This window comes from Pedobacter endophyticus (assembly GCF_015679185.1).
Lineage (GTDB): Bacteria > Bacteroidota > Bacteroidia > Sphingobacteriales > Sphingobacteriaceae > Pedobacter > Pedobacter endophyticus.
Genome location: NZ_CP064939.1, coordinates 3,156,873 through 3,176,930, shown reverse-complemented (window position 1 = coordinate 3,176,930; position 20,058 = coordinate 3,156,873). Strand labels below are relative to the sequence as shown.

Annotated in this window: 18 protein-coding genes; 6 read left to right on the top strand and 12 right to left on the bottom strand. The window is 41.4% G+C overall.

Annotated features, from left to right (window positions below; genetic code table 11):
* Nucleotides 1–8: 8 nt before the first annotated feature.
* Together IZT61_RS12820 and IZT61_RS12815 are read right to left on the bottom strand one after the other, a co-directional pair.
* Nucleotides 9–1,172 carry an acyltransferase family protein gene (locus tag IZT61_RS12820; protein WP_230383669.1) on the bottom strand — a complete coding sequence of 388 codons (1,164 nt, stop codon included), beginning with the start codon at nucleotides 1,170–1,172 and terminating at the stop codon, nucleotides 9–11.
* A gap of 593 nt (nucleotides 1,173–1,765) precedes the next feature.
* Nucleotides 1,766–3,310, bottom strand: coding sequence for a glycoside hydrolase family 10 protein (locus IZT61_RS12815; protein WP_196097293.1), 1,545 nt, complete (start codon nucleotides 3,308–3,310; stop codon nucleotides 1,766–1,768).
* A gap of 203 nt (nucleotides 3,311–3,513) precedes the next feature.
* On the opposite strand from IZT61_RS12815, the gene IZT61_RS12810 reads away from it, so the two are divergent.
* Complete coding sequence (locus IZT61_RS12810; RefSeq protein WP_196097292.1) at nucleotides 3,514–4,416, top strand: hypothetical protein; 903 nt, start codon at nucleotides 3,514–3,516, stop codon at nucleotides 4,414–4,416.
* A gap of 359 nt (nucleotides 4,417–4,775) precedes the next feature.
* Here the strand turns inward: IZT61_RS12810 and IZT61_RS12805 are convergent, their stop codons facing one another.
* The 4 genes from IZT61_RS12805 to IZT61_RS12790 form a co-directional block, all read right to left on the bottom strand.
* Nucleotides 4,776–8,507, bottom strand: coding sequence for a sensor histidine kinase (locus IZT61_RS12805; RefSeq protein ID WP_196097291.1), 3,732 nt, complete (start codon nucleotides 8,505–8,507; stop codon nucleotides 4,776–4,778).
* An 89-nt stretch (nucleotides 8,508–8,596) separates the two neighbouring features.
* Entirely contained in the window at nucleotides 8,597–9,478 is an 882-nt protein-coding gene (gene fabD, locus IZT61_RS12800; protein WP_196097290.1) for an ACP S-malonyltransferase, read from the bottom strand.
* 83 nt (nucleotides 9,479–9,561) lie between these two features.
* Nucleotides 9,562–10,197 carry a GTP cyclohydrolase I FolE gene (gene folE / locus IZT61_RS12795; RefSeq protein WP_196097289.1) on the bottom strand — a complete coding sequence of 212 codons (636 nt, stop codon included), beginning with the start codon at nucleotides 10,195–10,197 and terminating at the stop codon, nucleotides 9,562–9,564.
* 25 nt (nucleotides 10,198–10,222) lie between these two features.
* Nucleotides 10,223–10,633 (bottom strand): 6-pyruvoyl trahydropterin synthase family protein, encoded by a 411-nt coding sequence (locus IZT61_RS12790; protein WP_196097288.1) that lies wholly within the window; start codon nucleotides 10,631–10,633, stop codon nucleotides 10,223–10,225.
* A 218-nt stretch (nucleotides 10,634–10,851) separates the two neighbouring features.
* On the opposite strand from IZT61_RS12790, the gene mqnB reads away from it, so the two are divergent.
* A complete protein-coding gene (gene mqnB / locus IZT61_RS12785) occupies nucleotides 10,852–11,475 on the top strand; it encodes a futalosine hydrolase (protein WP_196097287.1) in 624 nt (207 codons plus the stop codon).
* Between the two features lie 40 nt (nucleotides 11,476–11,515).
* Nucleotides 11,516–12,364, top strand: coding sequence for a menaquinone biosynthesis family protein (locus IZT61_RS12780; protein WP_196097286.1), 849 nt, complete (start codon nucleotides 11,516–11,518; stop codon nucleotides 12,362–12,364).
* 619 nt (nucleotides 12,365–12,983) lie between these two features.
* Here the strand turns inward: IZT61_RS12780 and IZT61_RS12775 are convergent.
* The 4 genes from IZT61_RS12775 to IZT61_RS12760 all read right to left on the bottom strand — a co-directional run bounded on the left by IZT61_RS12775 (nucleotide 12,984) and on the right by IZT61_RS12760 (nucleotide 16,925).
* Nucleotides 12,984–13,679, bottom strand: coding sequence for a response regulator transcription factor (locus tag IZT61_RS12775; protein WP_196097285.1), 696 nt, complete (start codon nucleotides 13,677–13,679; stop codon nucleotides 12,984–12,986).
* 239 nt (nucleotides 13,680–13,918) lie between these two features.
* Nucleotides 13,919–15,748, bottom strand: coding sequence for a sensor histidine kinase (locus IZT61_RS12770; RefSeq protein WP_196097284.1), 1,830 nt, complete (start codon nucleotides 15,746–15,748; stop codon nucleotides 13,919–13,921).
* A gap of 156 nt (nucleotides 15,749–15,904) precedes the next feature.
* Nucleotides 15,905–16,414 carry a DUF417 family protein gene (locus IZT61_RS12765; protein WP_196097283.1) on the bottom strand — a complete coding sequence of 170 codons (510 nt, stop codon included), beginning with the start codon at nucleotides 16,412–16,414 and terminating at the stop codon, nucleotides 15,905–15,907.
* 145 nt (nucleotides 16,415–16,559) lie between these two features.
* Nucleotides 16,560–16,925: a DUF3127 domain-containing protein gene (locus IZT61_RS12760; RefSeq protein ID WP_196097282.1), complete on the bottom strand. Its 366-nt coding sequence runs from the start codon at nucleotides 16,923–16,925 to the stop codon at nucleotides 16,560–16,562.
* A gap of 70 nt (nucleotides 16,926–16,995) precedes the next feature.
* Here IZT61_RS12760 and IZT61_RS12755 point away from each other — a divergent pair, with 70 nt between their 5' ends.
* A complete protein-coding gene (locus IZT61_RS12755) occupies nucleotides 16,996–18,174 on the top strand; it encodes a THUMP domain-containing class I SAM-dependent RNA methyltransferase (RefSeq protein WP_196101305.1) in 1,179 nt (392 codons plus the stop codon).
* Nucleotides 18,175–18,241: 67 nt separating this feature from the next.
* Nucleotides 18,242–18,736 carry a hypothetical protein gene (locus tag IZT61_RS12750; protein ID WP_196097281.1) on the top strand — a complete coding sequence of 165 codons (495 nt, stop codon included), beginning with the start codon at nucleotides 18,242–18,244 and terminating at the stop codon, nucleotides 18,734–18,736.
* On the opposite strand, the gene IZT61_RS22290 is transcribed toward IZT61_RS12750, so the two are convergent.
* Nucleotides 18,733–18,891: a hypothetical protein gene (locus tag IZT61_RS22290; RefSeq protein WP_230383667.1), complete on the bottom strand. Its 159-nt coding sequence runs from the start codon at nucleotides 18,889–18,891 to the stop codon at nucleotides 18,733–18,735. The genes IZT61_RS12750 and IZT61_RS22290 overlap by 4 nt on opposite strands.
* On the bottom strand, nucleotides 18,888–19,265 hold the full coding sequence (locus IZT61_RS12745; RefSeq protein WP_230383662.1) for an ATP-binding cassette domain-containing protein: 378 nt from the start codon (nucleotides 19,263–19,265) through the stop codon (nucleotides 18,888–18,890). Before IZT61_RS12745 ends, IZT61_RS22290 begins: the two co-directional genes overlap by 4 nt.
* A gap of 476 nt (nucleotides 19,266–19,741) precedes the next feature.
* On the opposite strand from IZT61_RS12745, the gene IZT61_RS12740 reads away from it, so the two are divergent.
* Complete coding sequence (locus tag IZT61_RS12740) at nucleotides 19,742–20,023, top strand: helix-turn-helix domain-containing protein (RefSeq protein WP_196097280.1); 282 nt, start codon at nucleotides 19,742–19,744, stop codon at nucleotides 20,021–20,023.
* Nucleotides 20,024–20,058: the final 35 nt, after the last annotated feature.

The window sequence follows — 20,058 nt, the reverse complement described above, 5'->3', positions numbered from 1 at the left end:
GGCGTCGCCTAAACCTTAATAATGATGTTTTTCTTGTACATCAAGTAAAGCAGCACGTAAAAGCCAAGCACATACGATATTGCCCAAACCAGCGATGCGTTTATGGGCGAAAAAAATGGTGTGTAGCCTATTGCATAGAACTTTTCGAGCAAACCTGTTTTTGACCCGTCGGCGTTGGTTATTTTAATGAGGTTTAACAACCTCGGCATCAAACCCGCCAGAAAGAACACGGTAATCGCGTTTACGCCATAAACCACGAAGGGTTTGGTGATGCTTTTATGGCCTTGAACATCGATAAGCCAATAGCAGAGCGCCAGTCCAACCGACGCCAAGCCTCCTGTATAAAGCACAAAGGAACTCGTCCATAGAGATTTATTGATGGGAAATTGGAGGTCCCACAGCAAGCCCAAAATAACCGCGATAATGCCTGTGGTAAACAGCCACGCTACCTTTGTAGGGTTGTCTACATCTTTTCTGCGCATCCAAACGCCAACCAATATGCCGAACAAACACGTTCCAACCGCTGGTAAGGTACTTAAAACACCTTCCGGATCCCACGTTTTTGATGATGCCCAGGTATGCGATTCTGTTAGTATGCCGCGATCGATCCACGCTGCCAAATTGGTTTCCTTTTCCATATTGGCATAACCAACCCCCGGCACCGGAACAAACGTCATTAAAGCCCAGTAAACCACGAGTATTGATATCAGCGTTTTAAAGATTGTTTTCGTTGAACATTTTAAAAAGATAATGCTGCTGATGATAAAAACAATACCGATTCGTTGCAAAACGCCAAGCAAGCGAACGGTTTCAAAGGCTTCGATCAGGCTCTTACCATTGAGAATAACGCCCATGATTTTTCCAAAAATTGCGAGGAAAAACCCTAACAAATACAATATAATTCCACGTTTTATTGCTTTTGAAATCGTTTTGCCGTGCATAGCCGCATCGGCCTTGCTGCTGCTCATGGCAAAGGCAATTGAAACACCAACAATCCAGAGGAAAAAAGGGAAAATCAGATCAGTTGGCGTGCACCCGTTCCATTCGGCATGTTCAAGCGGGGCATAAATGTGTCCCCAACTACCCGGATTATTTACCAGGATCATTGCAGCAACAGTTAAACCTCTAAAAAAATCCAGAGAAAGCAGGCGTTGTTTACGTTCGGTCATCATTTAAAGCTTGTTTAGCAACCGAATTTAAAGTTTAGTTTTAATAATCAGAAAATAAAACCTAATTGAACATGAAATTGTGACGGTTCAATCCACAGCTTTAAGAAAAGCTTTAAAAGTTTGTCGTCCTTTATGCGCTCATGCTTGGTTTTCATTATTGCTTACAAATTACTTTGAGCAACGTTGTTAAGGCGGTCTCCATTGCGCCAAAGAAACTATCTTTTACCGAGGCACAGCCTGGCCCGATTTTTACTTTAATGTGAACACATGTTTGAAACATCGTTTTATGACTGGGATAATCGGAATGACATCCGAACCTTATGGCGTTATCCAAGAGCGGTCGTCATCCTGCGGGCTCAGTTTTAGAAAAACAAAGGAGTGCGGATGACAGGTTTTTCCGGCAAATCGTCATTTCGACCGAAGCGGAGAAATCTTTGAACTCCGCATCGAAAAATAGTTCAAAGATTTCTCCGTTCCGCTACCGATGAAAATCGGTACAAGTGCGCTACAGTCGAAAAGACGATCGTTCATGTCTCTGTCATTCGTAGCTTGACCAGGCATCCTAATGCGCACAATGTGGCGTAAAAAAGTAACAACTACTCTTTTGCCAAAGGCACTTCGACACCAACGGGCCCGCTCGGTTCGCTCTCGTTTTTCAGTCGGTCGAGCGCTGTAACCAGGTAGCTGTACCGTTTGCCGCCCTCTGTACTTGTATCAATGAAAGAAGGGTAGGCTTCAAAACTAATTTTAAGTATGTTTTTCGGATCAAGGACCGAAATTTTATCTCCTTCTGCAAAACGGTAAATTACGTATCCTGATGCCGTTTCACCATCTGTCGCTTTAGCTGGCGCCGACCATTTCAGGTGTACGCCATCTTTAAGTGCATCGGCGGTGAGCGCCTGCGGCTCATTTGGCGCCACATCATCTAACCATGGCATTTGGGGTGGTAGCGCCGAATACCGGTAGAAGTCGTTTCTAAGAGAGTCGCCAAACGATTGAGCCACTGTAGTTAACGACTTGGAGCTGAAGAAAACGCTTCCCTGAATGCGGTTGTTTTCTCTGATATAGCGAATTTGACGTGGCAATTCCGACAGGTTTTTCCAGGCGGCTTCGGCCCTTGAGTTAACAAGATAGGCCGCCTGCCCAATATAAACATGTCGGCCGTAGCTGTTATTTCCCCACCAATCGGCCAAGGTTGCAAACGGAGCAACGCGTCGCGTAAAAGTAAAATACACTTGAGGGTTGATGTAGTCTACCCAGCCTTCCTTAACCCATTTTCGGCTGTCGGCAAACAACTCTGCGTAATTCGACAGGCCGCTCGTGGCCGAACCTTCGGGATCTTCGTACTTGTTTTTCCAGATGCCGAAGGGGCTAACACCAAATTTCACCCATTTCTTGTAATGATGAATACTGTCGTCTAATTGTTTAATAAGCAGGTCGACATTGTTTCTGCGCCAGTCTCTGATATCGGCAATATCGTTCGGGTATTTGTTAAAAGTTGCACTGTCGTTGATGGTTTGCCCTTCTATTTTGTAAGGATAAAAATAATCATCGAAATGGATTCCATCTACATCGTATTCTTTTACCACATCTAAAATTACCTGAATAATATATTCCCGCACATCAGGAATGCCCGGATCGAACTGTTTTTTTCCGCCATAAGTAAAAAACCAATCCGGGTGTTTGCGGTAGGCATGGCTTTCGCTAAATACGGTGTTGCTGCTCATGCTGGCACGGTAGGGATTAAACCAGGCGTGCAACTCCATTCCTCTAAAGTGTGCTTCCTTAATGGCAAAAGCCAAAGGGTCGTAACCAGGGGAAGGTGCTAAGCCTTGCTTGCCCATTAGCCACTGGCTCCAGGGCTCGCGAGATTTTGCATAAAAGGCATCGCCTGCCGGGCGTACCTGTAGCATAATTGCGTTCATGCCCTGACTCTTGTGTCGCTCCAATATTCCTATAAGCTCTTGCTTTTGCTGATCGACGCTTAGCCCTGGTCGCGAGGGCCAGTCGATATTGGTAACGGTAGCCACCCAAACACCTCTAAACTCTCTTTTTGGTGCAATTTTTGATAATGCTTGTGCATTTAATATATAAGGTATTACAGTTAAAGTTAAAAGTGCGTATAGAAAGTTTTTAAGCATTATTTCTGTATTGTTTTTTAATCAGGATGAGTATTTGTGTAGAGTAATTCCACATTATTCACTAGCAAGTAAACGAAATTTTTTAAGAACTCTTATAAGTTTTCGTAAAATTATAACCTTCGCCCTGCTGAAATTAATTGTATACCCCATTTACCTATGGATTAACAAAAGTATATTAATTTAAGAAGATACAGCAGCATAAAATGGAACCACAAAAAATAAATAAGGGTGATAGAAACAAGATTTACTTTCTGATTATAGTTATAACAGCACTTATCGGTACAAACGCCTATCTATTTTTTAAGGATCGACAGCAAAGTCAAAGGTTTGTTACGGTAAGTACGGAGAAAGACAAGTTGCGCCTGGAGGTAGAAAAGATCGAAGTTGAGCTGGATAAGGTTAATGCTTTGAACCTCGATTTAAACGAAAAACTTATTGGGGAACAAAAGCTGGCCCGCGAAAAAATTGAAGAGCTAAAGGTTGCCCTCGAGAAAAACCAGATTACCCAGGGTGAGTTAGATAAAGCCAATGCCCAGATCAACGACCTGAAAACTTTTGTTAAGAACTACAACGACCAGATTATACAACTTCAAAAGGATAACATTTTTTTAAAGAACAGCCGCGATAGTCTTCAAAGCACACTGAGAGATATCAGCAACAAGGCATCGAATTTAGAAAATGAGAATGCAAACCTGAGCGCAAAAGTAAAAACCGCTTCGGTACTAAAGCTTCAAGACGCTGAAATTATCGCTTTCAGAACCAAATCTAGCGGTAAAAGGGTAGAGGTAACCAAATCATCTACCGCCGAAAAGTTAAGCGTTCGTTTTACCATTGTTCCTAACCAACTTGCAGAAAAAGGCCACCATAACATTTACTTACGCGTATTCGATCCGGCAGGTAATCTTTTGGCCGATGAAAGCAATCGCTTTGAAGCCGACGGCCAGGAAATGCAATACAGCCATTCTATTTTCATTGATTACAATAACGATAACAGCACCTTTGTTATCGACTGGACAAACCCAAAGCCATTTATAAAAGGAATTTATACGGTAATTCTTTATTCAGGTGGAAATACAATGGGTAAGGCCCAGGTTCAGCTCCGTTAAATAGCATCAGAATTTTTAAAGTGCAATAAGTTAGGTCAAATCAGGCTTAACAGTACTCCTGTGTCTTATGCTGCCTATGTCATTATAATAGTTCTTATCCATGCCAGTCTGAGCCTTTCGGCTTCGCTACAAATAAACTCAGTTGAAAACTTTTTTATAGGATACAGCTATTAAACATCTGCCCTTCGACTCCGCTCAGGGTGACAATGTTTTATTTTTAACTAGATGACAATGGGGGGCGCTCAGGGACATTTTTTTTTGTGCCCAAATAACATCAGTAGTTCGGATTGCTTAATGGCAGCAGTTTAAACAATAGCGCATTTAAGACCAAAAAACGATAAGAAAATGCTCGACGCGGCCTATGCCAATTTTAGGCTTAAGTAAAATGTTGTGCCCAATCCATTAACCGATGTAAACCTAACTGTTCCGCCGGCGTTTTCAATAGCTTGCTTTACAAAGGCCAAACCCAAGCCGGTACCCGACGTTTTGGTGGTAAAGTTCGGAACAAAAATTTTGTCCTGCAAAATCTCCGGAATGCCTTTGCCATTGTCTTTAATTTCAATATAGGCCCGCAAATCATCATTATATAAGGAAACTGTAATGGCGCATGGCGAATCGCCGTCGATGGCCTCAATGGCATTTTTGAAAAGGTTATTAAACGTTCTCAACAGCTGATCGTGGTCGGCCAGAATCCGAATATCGTGATCTGTTTTATTAAAAACATTAATCTCTACGTTGGCTGCACTTTTGTACACTTCTCTTGCCTGTTCAATCACCGGGAAAATATCGAGCTTCTCGAGGTTGGTATCGGGCATTTTGGCGAAGTTTGAAAACTCCGATGCAATTTTCGAAAGGCTATCAATCTGTTCGATAAACGATTTGCTAAATTTGTTGAATTTGTTCTCAAAGTTGGGGTCTTTTTCCCTCCACGATTTTTCTAACAGCTGAACGCCCAATTTAAGTGGTGTAAGCGGATTCTTTATTTCGTGGGCTACCTGTTTTGCCATTTCCCTCCAGGCGCTCTCTCTTTCAGACTGAGCCAGCTTCAGTGCGCTCTGTTCCAGTGCCGAAATCATATTGTTGTATTCTTTTATTAAAGAGCCGATTTCATCGTGCCTGCGCCATACAATTGGCTCGTTGCGCTGCCCGATTTTCGTTTTACTAATGCTCTCTTGAATAAAGGTTAAGGGATTGGTAATTTGATTGGCCAGAAACACCGCCAAAACGCCAATGGCTACAAAAACCAGGGCATAGATATTGATCAGGTTACTTACAAACAAGGCAATTTTATCGCTATATTCTTCCTCATTAGAATAGTTCGGCAAGCCAATATAGGCAATGGTCTTATTCTGTGCGTTTCTAATCGGCGCATAGGCTGCAGCATAAGTAAGCGCACCTATTTGTTCTTTTAAATTAATAAACTCAGATCGGTGCAAATTGTGAAGATAGGCATAAGCCAGCGGCCCCATTTTACGGCTGATTACCTTATAGTTATACAGCTTGGGGTAAGTGGTCATAATCAAATCACCATCTGTGTTGTACAGGTTTAAATCTGCATTGTTGATGTCGGCAAAATTGTTGAAATCGGCAATCGCATTGTCATCATCTTCAATAGTGCCATTATTGAAAACCTGCTTTTCAAAATTCTGCTGCACCTTTCTAATTTTATCTCTGATTAGCGCATCCTGCTGCCCGCGGTACTCATAGTTCATGTAATAGTAGGTTACCCAGCCCACTATAATCAAGGTGGCCATAACCGATAACACAATTACCACCTGAATACGCGTTTTATAAAGAATTTTATTTGCGTTTATCATCAGCGATCGGTTGATACTGAACCAGCCGACCTTATCATCATCGAGGTTCTTAATTAGCCAGATCAGCCCGTAAAGCACAATCGAAAAAATAATAAATACCAGAAAAAAGAACGATAATGCAGCCAGGCGTTCAACGTAATCTACCTTTTCTTTGCTGATGATTACCATTTTGCTTGCCGAGGGCTTGTAGATCAGATGGCTGTAACGCATTTCATCGTCATTATAAACCGTAAAATCGTCGTTCTTGCCTTTAAAAATACTTCCGTCGAGCGGATACGTGTAGTTGCCAGATTGGTTGAGGAGTTTATTATTGCTATACAGGGCTATGGAATATCCTTTAAAATCTTCATCGCGAATCTGTTTTTGATCGCCGAGAAGATCGGGCAGGCGATTGTTATAATTATATGGCTTTGAACGGAGTTCGAGCACAAGCGTGCCTAACAGACTGCCATTTTTTACGACCGATACAATGCCGAAATAATCTTGATAACCGAAGGTATTGTTTACCTGATAAAAATAATTGGAGCCCTCAATTTTGACTGAACCGGCCTCAACGAGATTTTTATACTTGCTAATCGGCGGAATGGAGGGGTTTGATATTGCAAGCCCATCGTTGTCGTACGGATAAATCTGATAGTCGTAGCGATTTAAATATCCGTCGAGGTAATCTTTGATGTGGTTTTTTAAAACGGCAGGGTTTGAGGGCGTATTTGCATTAAAGTACTTTTCGAGGAATTCATCGTTGGCAAGCTCATCGCCCAAAACACCCAACGCAACAATGGCATTGGGATCGTACGATGATTGAACCTTGGTGGCCAGTGGCTCGCGTAGGCTGCGCTCTTTGTAATCCTTATATCTGGTGTATTTTATCGATGTGTTAAAGGCCAGACAAAAGAATACCAGGGCAAAAAGGCCGATGGAAAAAGTTTTCTCCTTTAAGTAAGCTGCCCGGGCCACAATGAACAAAACAAGCGCGAAAACAAGGAAGAAAATGTTAAAATCGACCATCAGCTTATAAGCAAAAACTATGGCGAGCCCAACTAGAAAAATAACCAGCCGATCGCGGTTATTGATGTTGAGCTGTGTACTTACGCTTACCGAAATAATGGTAATGAGGTAAATTTGAAACCAGGCCAGGCACAAAATCACAATGCCCACCCAACTCGTTCCGCCAAGCTTTAAGATGTTAATAATGTCGAAGTTGATTTTGGAGTTAAAAATCAGGCCGAAAAAGATATCGTCGGCCTGCCAGGCCACCCAGCCTATAAAGCCCATCAGCAAGCATTGAATAATTAGTCCGAGGGTTCGGCTTTCCTTAATCCAGCGTGGAAACTTGTATTGCTGTTTGTGGTTAAACATAAACAACAGCAACCAGGTGCACACAATAACATTCAACAAAAAATCGCCCAGTGAGGGCATTAAGAAGCTATCGGCGTAAATTTTAGGATCGAATAAATCTAAGGGAAAGCGGTGGTTGAACCATCCAAAATAAAGATCGGATAACCTAAACGCCAGGAAAAAAAATAGCAGCAGGCATGTGGCCCAGGCAATATGGCCTCTTTTAGCAATAAACGAACAGAGCGAATTGAAAAACATGCAAATGGAAGCCAGCCCGGCAATAAATAACCAAAGCTGCAGCGGAGAATAGTAACTATCTACAAAGCCGGGCTTAACCTTTAGGCCGAACAAAAATTTGTTATCGAGCCCTTTAATGCTGTAAATATCTTTATCGGTAAACGAAGCGAGGGTAAGCAGGTTGGAACTGGAAAGTAGCGGATCGATGTTGTTTTTAAAGTACTCGGTTTCTTTAAACTGATATTGCGATTGGATGCCAATTAGAAAGATAAAGGTAAAATCGCCCTGTGTGCTTTTAATCACATCGTACCAGCCATTGGAAAAATAAAGTACTGAGCTTCCTTCCCTTATCGTTTGCGGATCAATTCCAGATACTTTGTAGGTGCTCCAAAACTTAAGTTCGTTGTGCTGATAGGTAAACAGGTAAATGCCGGTTTCTTTTCTGTAGGTATTGAGAAACGCAATGGCAGGGTCAGGGTCGAGGTGAAACCTTTTGGCCTGGGCCACCTTGCTGCTATCTGCCAGAAAATCCTTTACTGCCTTTTCTTTGGTTAATAAACGTTCTTGAATCTCTTGAGCATCGCGGTTTAAAAGATTGCTTTTTGTAGTAAACCTGCTGAGCGAAATTGAAGTAGCAATGAGGCAACAGCCCAACACAAGCAACAAGAACCTTATTTTAAAACCAAAGCTCAATTTCATGGATTTTGATAAAGATATTAAATATTGATAAAAAACAACGCCATAAACGTGTCGGTTTATGGCGTTGCAGTTGCTTATTTAACTGTAAATTAAGCTACGGTTGCACTACTGGTTTGCACTTCGCGACTCACTTTTTTTACTAGTCCCTGCAATACGCTGCCCGGCCCAACTTCTACAAAAGCTGTGGCCCCATCTGCAAGCATGTGCTCAACAGTCTGTGTCCAACGTACGGCGCCAGTTAATTGTTTTATTAAGTTGCCTTTTATTTCGTCGGGATTGGTGTAAGGTTTTGCGTCAACATTTTGATATACCGGGCAAATTGGCGCTGAAATATTTGTACGCTCAATGGCGGCTTGCAGCTCAATTTTTGCCGGCTCCATTAACGGAGAGTGAAAGGCACCGCCGACATTTAATTTCAATGCTCTTTTTGCTCCGGCCTCGGTTAAACGGGCGCAAGCCTGATCTATTCCGTCTATACTGCCTGATATAACCAATTGACCGGGACAGTTATAGTTTGCGGGCACCACAACGCCATCAACCTCTGCACAAATTTTCTCCACAACATCATCAGCAAGGCCCAAAATAGCAGCCATTGTTGATGGTTGTGCCTCGCAGGCTTTCTGCATGGCGTTTGCGCGGGCAATCACCAGTTTTAATCCATCTTCAAAGCTCAAAGCATTCGCAGCTACCAGCGCAGAAAACTCTCCCAGCGAATGGCCTGCAACCATGTCGGGCTTAAAATCATCGCCCAATACCTTCGCCAAAATAACCGAGTGCAAAAAAATTGCCGGCTGGGTTACATTCGTTTGCTTTAATTCTTCGTCTGTTCCGCCGAACATGATGTCGCTAATTCGGAAACCGATAATTTCGTTGGCCTTTTCAAATAACTCTGCTGCTTTTGGGTTTTCGTAAAGGTCTTTACCCATTCCTACAAATTGTGCTCCCTGTCCGGGAAAAATATATGCTTTCATACCCCTTAATCCCCTAAAGGGGAAATTTATATTAGTTAAATTATTTTTCTTAATAACCCTTACGCCCCTTCAGGGGTTGGGGGTTAATCCAGGCTTGCGGTAATTAACCTTAAAAACTCGGCCCTTGTTTTATCGTTGCTTAAAAAACTTCCGGTAAATGCCGAAGTAGTGGTAACCGAATTTTGTTTCTGCACACCACGCATGGCCATACATAAGTGCTTGCACTCTATTACCACGGCTACACCCATCGGGTTCAGCGTGTTTTGAATACAGTCTCTAATTTCGTTCGTCAACCTTTCCTGAACTTGTAAACGGCGGGCAAATGCATCAACCACCCTTGGTATTTTGCTGAGCCCTACAATGTGTCCGTTGGGGATGTAGGCAATATGTGCCTTACCGAAAAAGGGTAACATGTGGTGCTCGCACATTGAGTACACTTCAATATCCTTTACTACAACCATTTGGCTGTAATCTTCTTCAAACATGGCCGATTTTAAAATCTCGTCGGGTTTCAAATCGTAACCATGTGTTAAATATTGCAAGGCTTTTGCCACACGTTCAGGCGTTTTTAATAAACCCTCTCGCTCCGGGTTTTCGCCTATTTTACTCAAAATATCTTTATAATGAACAGCAACTGAATCTATCTGACCTTGATTATAACGGTCGATTTTAACATAGCCGTCGATAGATTCGTTTCTTAATACATCTTTATTTTCCATTAAATATTAATTGTTTTGGTTTGGGTTAACCAAAGTATTCGACATAGTTGTTTTCAGTTTCGTAAATTTTAACGGCGTGTAAAATTGCGCCACTTTCTGCAATTGGGGCTTCAAGCTGCTTCCATATTTCGATGGCCAGATTTTCTGTAGAGGCCAGTTTGCCTTTCATAAAATCAACGTCGAGGTTTAAATTTTTATGGTCAACTTTATCTACAACGTAGGTGTTCATTACCTCTTTAAGCCACTTTAAATCTACTAAGAAACCGGTTTCGGGGTTTACCTCACCTTTTACGGTAACGTACAACCAATAGTTATGCCCGTGCCAGTTCGGGTTAGCGCATTTACCATACACCTCGCTGTTTTTATCGTCGTTCCAATCGGTACGAGCCAATTTGTGCGCTGCGTTAAATGACGCTTTTCTTGTTATATAAATCATTATCTACCAAATAAAGTGCAAATATACGGAGAAAGTCCGGAAGTCCCGAGTCGGAAGTCCGAAGTCTGGGAACCGGAGATAAAGCTGAAAGATTAAAGCAGAAAGGTTAAAGCGAGACGTATTGATGCTTGATGCTTGCCTCCTGATACATTTATGCACTTAGTAACCGCTTCTAAATACTGCACAATAAATCCATTAAATCTGTTTAAATTTACCTGATGAAAACCTTAATTGTGGCTGCTACAAAAGCTGAACTTTCCTTTTTTTACCAGCATTTTAACTTGGCGGAGGGAGATTTTGTTGAAAGCAGAGATTTCGATGTACTAATTACCGGCGTTGGTATGGTGGCAACGGCTTTTGCGCTGGGCAAACACCTTTCTACGAAATACAACCTGGTGGTAAATTTAGGGATAGCGGGCTGCTTCGACAGAAACATCGATTTAGGTGCGGTTTTAAATGTAACGGAGGATGTTTTTGCGGAGCTGGGTGCAGAAAATGGCGACGAATTTTTAACGATCGTTGATTTGGGCTTCGGCGAACATCATTTTAAATCGCGAACGGATAGAAAAGTAGGACTGCCTACAGCAAAAGGGATTACCGTAAACTGCGTTACGGGAAGCGAAGGGAGCATTAAGAACCTGAAAAAAAGATTGAACCCTACAACCGAAAGCATGGAAGGGGCAGCGGTTTTTTTTGCCTGCAAGCAACAAAATATCGATTGCATACAAGTGCGGAGCATTTCCAATTATGTGGAACCCCGAAACAAGGACAATTGGAAAATGGGCCTTGCCATTAAAAATCTTAACGACTGGGCCATCGCTTTTATTGGAGAAATGAATTGATTATGACGGTTTACTACAGCGCAGTAGGTAATTTTGAGTTATGAAGCTTACACTTGGTTTTTCTCCCTGCCCGAACGATACTTTTATTTTCGATGCGCTTATTCACCAAAAGATAGATACCGAAGGGTTAACGTTTGAGGTTTGTTATGATGATGTTGAAACGTTGAACCAAAAGGCAATGAAGGGGGAACTGGATATTACCAAACTCAGTTTCCATGCTTTTGCGTATGTGGCCAACCAATATGCCTTGCTCGATGCGGGAAGTGCGCTGGGTTTTGGTGTGGGGCCGCTTTTAATTAGTAAAAAACATTTCGACGGGGATAAAGACCCTCAATTTCAAACTTCCAACTCCCCACTTCGGGTGGGCATCCCGGGGAAGTACACGACAGCAAATTTTTTATTGGGCATTGCTTATCCGCATTTGCAGAACAAACAGGAGATGGTTTTTTCTGAAATTGAATCGGCCTTGCTTAATGAGGACATTGATTTGGGTTTGATTATTCACGAGAACAGATTTACTTATCAGGATAAGGGTTTAACGAAAATTATCGATCTGGGCGATTACTGGGAAAAGTTAACGGGTTGTGCCATTCCATTGGGTGGAATTGTGGTTAACCGGAATCTGGACCGCGAAGTACAGCTTAAAGTTAATCGCCTGGTGCGTAAATCGGTTGAATATGCTTTTGCACACCCGAGGTCGGCCATCGATTTCATTCGTGAGCACGCACAAGCTATGGATGAAGCGGTAATGTATAAACACATCGAACTTTATGTAAACAAGTTTAGTGTTAATTTAGGTGAGGAGGGAAGAAAAGCGATAGATACACTTTTTAATATGGCCCGCGAGCGAAATATTATCCCCGCAATTGAGAATGACCTCTACGTTTAGCGCTGGTAACCGGAGCTGTGCATAGTACTGTAAATGGATTTGCGATGATGAGTTTCAATTTATTGCATAAAAATCAACGTGGCATAACGTTAATAATTTGAGAAGTGTTTTAGGTATTTAGTTAATCATGCCGTCGCCCTGTTCCGTACGCACCTATCGTTTGGACACATTTCCCTTCGCCCGTTCGTCATTCCCGCGCAGGCGGTCCCGTACGTACGGGATTAATGCAAGGCACCCAGTTTTTGCGGATTAGGATCCCCAGTCAAGCTGAGGATGACGACCGTTCTTAGAAAAGGCCTTAAAATGTGTTACTCACTTCTAAGGAATGATGACCGTTGTTAGATAACTGTGCAAATAATGAGGTAAATGTGGTTGCTCTTTGGTTTTCAACTGATGGTACTGATACCTGCGCGATAAAAAGCAGATAATTTGCCGTTTAGCTCCGATTGAAACGGTACCCTGCAGCGAGGAGGAACAACGATGCGAAGCGTACAAGTGCAAGCAAATTTGCTTTATTGCACCGCCATTGCGCTCCAAATAACTACCCGCATGTTCCATAATATAGGCATGGGTATTATTTTTGAATTAAATTATTTATCGTGATGTTGCTATTATGCAATTAGCTTACTAAAAGCTTGTAACCCTTGCCATGAACATTAATGATTTCTACGTTCGAATCACCGCGTAAATATTTTCGCAGTTTACTTAAAAACACATCCATGCTGCGGCCGTTGAAGTAATTATCATCATGCCAGATGCTTAACAGCGCTTCTTCGCGAGTAAGTACGGTGTTCTTTTTTAAACAGAGCAGGCGCAGCAGTTCGGCTTCTTTTGTCGAAAGTTTTTGGTGTTCGTCGCCGCTGCTTATAATTTGAGTAGTATAATCAAATGTGTATTTGCCGACCGAGAATTGCGTTTCGGCTGCTTCTTCAGCTTGATCGCCCTTATTGGCTACGCGTTTAAACATGGCGTTAATGCGGAGCAAAAGCTCTTCGATACGGAATGGCTTTGTGATATAATCATCGCCACCCAAATCGTAAGCTGCAGATTTATCTTCGAGCATGGTTTTGGCGGTTGCGAAGATGATCGGCACGTTGGTATTTACCTTTCTGATGTCTTTGCCAAGCGTAAAGCCATCCTTTTTTGGCATCATTACGTCAAGGATACACAAATCGAAACTTTGCTTATTAAATGCTTTCAGGCCTTCATCACCTTCGGTGCAAAGCACAACATCAAACTTGCCTTTTAATTGCAGGTAATCTTGCAACAACAAACCTAAATTCGGATCGTCTTCAACCAAAAGTATTTTTTTCATCTGTTTATATTTGTTTCGAGTGGTGATGAAGCTGTTATCATTTTATGGTTCCGTTGTACCATCGGAAAATAATAACGGTTTCGTTTCTTTAATTTAATCGCATTTAAAGCACAGCAATACTAAGTTTGATGGTGAATATACTTAACGGTTTAATTTGTACTACAATTAATACGTTGCGATATTATGATAAAACTTTAAAAGCATCGATGTATCGATAAATTGCATCTTTGCCCCGATAGCTAACCGACTGCTAAAGGTAAAGATATTTCGAACGTAGTACCTTTATCTTTTTCGCTGTTTACCTTAATGCTGCCATTTGCCTGTTTAATAATGTCTTGAACATAATTTAAGCCCAGGCCAAAGCCCTTAACATCGTGCAGGTTGCCAGTTGGTACCCGATAAAACTGATCGAAAATCCGTTTCGATTGTTCCTTTGTCATGCCGATGCCCTTATCGGTAATTTCAATAATCAGGTTTTTATTTGTATTGCGTGTGTTTATGATAATTTCTGGCGTTTCGCTACTGTATTTGTTGGCATTATCAATTAGGTTGTAAATTACGTTCGATAGGTGCAATTCATCGCCAAAAACCACGGCATGTTCGGCGTTGGTATTTACCTGAACAATGGCATTTTTTTTCTGCAGCTGCAAGCTCATGCTGTCGAGCACAATTACAATAAGATCGTTCATATCAACCTCGGTGTTTTCCATTTTAAGTTCGCCTTTTTCTAAGCGGGCAATGCTTAAAACGCGTTCGATATGACTTCCCAGGCGCACATTTTCGTCGTAAATAATATTAGCCAAACGTTTTAACCGGTTTTTGTCTTCGGTAACCTCCGGGTCTTTCAGTGCTTCGCTTGCAATCATTATGGTTGCTACGGGCGTTTTGAACTCGTGCGTCATGTTGTTGATGAAGTCCGTTTTCATCTCTGATATTTTCTTTTGTTTTAAAATGGCGTAAAGGGTGTAAGAAAATATAAAAACGAGTACAAGGAGCAGCCCGATTGAAGAAGCGAGTGTTACACTTAAATTAGCAATAATGGCTGAGTTTTTATTGGGAAAGCTAACAAACAACATCCCCGGATCGCGAAAAATATCGTTTCCAAACAGCGGTGTTTTATAGGTGTTTTCGGGTAAAAATTCGCCTTCAACATTGGCCGTAGTGATGTAAATGGTTGAATCTTTTTTTGCCAGTGATACACGGTAAGACGGCTCGAGGGTAATGTTATGGGCAAGTAGCTCTGCTTTGAGCAGCTGGCCTAACGAATCGAAATTAATGCGTTTATAGATTGGGATGTGGGTTTCTTGCAACTCTTTTGAAACATCTTCAACCATGCTCAATCGGGTATAAGAGAAAGTATCTTTACCTAATGCAGCAATTTTAAGCGCTAACTTCTTTCTGGCGATATCATCCTCCCGCTTATATTTTTTTTCCAGATCGTCGGAAATTTTTGCCACACTAACCGTAAGTGGTTTACCATCCATAGGGTCGAATACCAGATAGCGCAACGAATCGGGCAGGTTTTGAAGGGTTCGAAATTCAAATGCCTTTGGGGGTGGGGCAAACGGCTTCGTGCGCATGCTGTAACCTTTTAAAACAAGACTTCTGCTATCAATGAATGCATCCATTTGCATATCAAGTCTGTCGCCGTTTTTTGTGGTCAGCGAGGTAAATTCACGTTCCGAAATCACGTTTGGGGCACGATAAGAGACACGAATGATGCTATCTTGCTGATTGAGGTAGTTTTCTATTTCATTTTCGCGTTCAGCCCGCCTAAGCTCGGCTTCCCGTGCAAATTGTTGTCGCAAATCCTTGATGTCCAACGCCCGCTGCCTCGAATCCTGCAGCTGCCTCAGCTTGTTTTCGGCATCTTTTCTATTTAAATGATCGGCAACGTTTCTTCTTTGAACCTTGTTTACAACCGAAGTTAAAGTTTGGTTTACCTGCTCATCGAAAAGTTGCGATTTTAGCTTATACGATTCCCTGATGTAATACAGCTGCATTACAAAAACACCAAGTAGGGCCACCGTCATTAAAACGGTAATTAACCAAAAGCTTCTTTTTTTCATTAATTGGTGATCAATCGTTATCTGAGGCCAGGGAATTCCTCTTTTTAATCAATTGTTCAAAATTAACCAATAACATGCTGATGTGCTTGTTTTTAACATATTTTAACAACGAAGCAAGATGCCTTATTTTAGGGCTTTTATCTCAATTGCAATAGTTTAAATGTCTTTTCGTTTTTGGCGATCAGAAAAAATAGAATCTACTATGTACTTTATTTCGCCGTTTGGAACATTTAGTACCATTAAGCTTGCACCTAAAAGAAGCAGATCTTTGAGGATAAAGAAATCGGTAACGGGAATGCCTTCAACTGCTTTAAAAATGCCAGGCGTAGTAAATAAAAAACTTGTTGTGGTTACAAACGTGATGATCAGCGCTGCATTGGCGAGTATTTTGAAAAAGCGATAAAGAAGGCCCAACAACAGAAATAACACGGTTAAAATTTCGAATGTACCTACAATGTTCGAAACCGTTTGAACACTGAAGGCGTTGTACATCCACGCACTAAAAGGATGATTGGCCAGTAAGGGCTTCACTGCTGCAGCCTCGGCAGCCGTAAATTTAAAGATGCCTAGCCATAGTAAAATCACTGTCAAACCAAATATCGAAAGGTAATATCCTGTTGAAAATAATTTTGTGCTTGTAGTTGTGCTGTGTTTTGATAGATCCATTCTGTATGATTTTTAAGGCGAGCCACGCTGCTCTATTGGTATGAGTCGGCAATGGTTTAAAATCCTTACGAATGATTTAAAAAAAATGCCGGGGCTTTAGGCCCCGGCATGGTTCAAAATTGTTTGCTTAAAAAAGAATCTTTATTTAGAAAGGCAAATCATCATCTTCGCCAGTGGTATTGCTTACATCAACAGGCGCAACAGTAGCAGGCGCCGCGGTTACTGGTGTAGTTTCAACAGCATTGATTCTCCATACAACCAAACTGTTAAAGTATGAGGTTACACCTTCTTTATTTGTCCACGGGCGACCGCGTAAATTGAAGAAAACCTCTACCTCATCACCCGCTTTAAGCGAATCTAATAATGCAGTTTTATCTTGTAAAGCCTCAAAACGAATATATTCAGGGTATGTTGGGTTTTCTGCGTATTCAACTATCAAATCACGTTTTTTAAACGTTTCGCTCACTTGCTGCGTTGCACCTACTTCGTGTACTTTTCCTTTAATTTCCATAACTAATGCTAATATTGTACTCTAAACATCAAATCTCAATAATTTTATTGATAACTTCGCATATATTATGATGCAAGTTTTCCACAATAAAAGCAAGGTTATCATCACCTGCAATAAGCGCCTTTCTCCCTATTTACAAGATGAAGTTACGGCGCTCGGTTATACAATCGAAAGAGCATTTCCTACCGGCGTTGAGCTTAATGTAACCCTTACCGAGTGCATAAAGCTAAATTTGAACTTGCGTTGCGCCAGTCAGATCTTATACGCTATAAAGAATTTTAAGGCGATTACACCCGATGATTTATATACTGAAATTAAGGCGATTGAGTGGGAAGAATTAATCGATTTTGCTGGCTATTTCTCTGTTACCTCCAATGTGGATAATCCAAATATTACCACACCCCTTTTTGCTAACTTGAAGGTAAAAGATGCCATTGTAGATCGGATGAAAGAAAAGAAAGGCATTCGTCCTAATTCTGGTTCTGATGCCAATAAAGCTGTGGTACATTTATACTGGAAAGATGCCGATGCCGATGTGTTTATCGATACCTCAGGAGAAACGCTTGCTAAGCACGGCTACCGTAAAATTCCGGGCAAGGCCCCCATGTTAGAAGCCCTGGCAGCAGGCGCAGTTTACGCTACAAAATGGGATCGGAAATCGCCTTTCGTAAATCCCATGTGCGGATCGGGAACTTTGGCCATTGAGGCCGCACTGATTGCAACCAACCGGGCGCCGGGATTATACCGCATGAACTACGGCTTTATGCATATTTTAGGTTACGATGAACAGGCATTTTTTGCCGAGCGCAGGGTTTTAAAAGATCAGGTAATTAAAAATGTAGATCTGAAGATTGTAGCCTCAGATATTTCAGAAGATGCCGTTGAAGTAACCCGTAGAAATGCAAAAACGGCAGGCGTTGACACCTTGATTGATTTTGAGGTTTGCGATTTTGAGCTAACCCCCGTGCCCGAAGATGGAAAAGGGGTAGTGGTGTTTAACCCCGAATATGGCGAACGCCTTGGCGTGCACAGCAAGCTGGAACTGACCTACAAACGCATGGGCGATTTTATGAAAACCAAATGCAAAGGCTACTCGGGGTATATTTTTACCGGAAACCCCGACCTGGCAAAAAAGATCGGGCTTAAGGCATCTAGAAAAATTGAGTTTTATAACGGAAAACTCGATTGCCGCATGCTCGAATACGAATTATACGACGGGTCTCGGAGGATTCCACAGGCAGAAATTTAATTTTCTGCCTGAAATTTAATATCTTACGCTTTATATAGGCACCATAAACGTAAAAAAAATTAAAAATATGGAATTTGATGACATGGACCACATGCCTGAATGGGAACATTTCAACCGCTTCGGTCGAGATGATGAAGATGAAGAAAATCTATCATCGCACGAAACTGAAAAAGTCAGAATTAAAGCATCCAGGGCAAAGAACCTTTATAATCAAGCCCGATCTGTTTACAAATACTCGGCTTTATTTTGCGAAACGTTAGCTGGCGAAATGGCCGAAATGACAGCCAACCTCATCATGCAAAACGCATTGATGCTCTGTCCTAAAATAATCGGAGCTGAAGGAGCTGATATGTACATTTTGAGAATGGAGAATGCGTCAATTATTCGGACTAACTCTCGTGAGCTCGAAACGCAGGTAAGGGCTGCAGATATGTTTGAGATTTGCACACCAGAATATAAGGATATTGTTCTCGATGAAATGGAAAAGTTCCGCTTACTATTTATCGAGTGGGTAAAATGCTTCGAAAAAGATGAATTTGAAGACGATTGGGGCTTGTATTAACGTTTAACCTCTGTTTTTTCATTCTTCTTTCTCTTCGTTCTGTTAATGCTTTCGGTTATAGAAGGAGACTGCTTGCGCCACATATTGGTGTACAGGCCCTCCAGTTCAACCAACTCGGTGTGCGTTCCTTCCTCTATTAATTTGCCCTCTTTCAAAACAACAATTTTATCGCATTAAAAACCGTACTTAAGCGGTGCGCAATTAAAACAATCGTTTTTCCCTGCTCGCGAAGTAACGAAATGGCATGATGGATGCGCTCTTCCGATGAAGAATCCAAAGATGAGGTTGTTTCATCAAGGATCAGGATTTCGGGATTGCGATAAAGCGCTCTGGCAATTGCCAAACGTTGCCGTTGCCCACCAGAAAGGTTGGCGGCATTTTCGCTAAGATAGGTATCGAAACCGTTGGGTAGGCGCTCAATAAAATCCATGATGTGCAATTGCGAACAGATTCGGATTACTTTTTTCATATCAGGCTCCATATCGCCAATGGCAAAGTTTTCAATTACATTTCCGGCAAAAAGATGCACATCCTGCGGTACTACCGCTACAATTTTTTAAAGGATGTTTATAATAACCCAAAATGAGCCTTGCGTCAATTTGCTGACCTGTTTTTATAGTTAGCAATGTTTTTGCATAATTAATAAAGATCTGGAGCAGAATGATGACAATCATCACCGTTCCCATTAAACTTGAAGTTTCATAACGTTTCTAATTTCAATAATGCCTGCTCTGTCTGAGGTTATAAGCTAATTCCTTCTAAACCAGCACATTACCGCAGGTTATTTAAGAAACGAAATTTTAAGAAGTGAGGTTTTCGGAGCGTAGCATAATTTCGACACAAAAAGCGAGTACATTAAACTTTTAGGTTGTAGCTTTGTTATAATATTTTTAATTAAAATCCGTTTCGCGAGATCGCTTGTAAAATGTTTAAATCATGTTACAAAAATCTAAATAGAAAAAAAAACCGTATCTAGTAGAAACATTTAAAATTTATCCCTATTTTATGGAAGATGTAGTGGCTTTAAAGACAAAAAATGTTGCCGGGAACATTAGAAAAATTAGAGAATACAGAGACTATACTCAAGATTATTTGGCAGCAAAACTTAAAATATCTCAAAATGCCTATAGCAAAATTGAGCTGGGTTACAGTAAGTTAACCATTGAACGGCTTTTTCAAGTTGCTGATATTTTGGAGGTAGAAGTAACCCATTTGTTAACCCTTAATCACAATGATTTAATTAAGATCATTGCTGATGATGAAAACAGAGCAGTGGCAGCTGGTTAAGCTGCTACTGTTAAAAAGGTTTTTTTAGGCTGCAT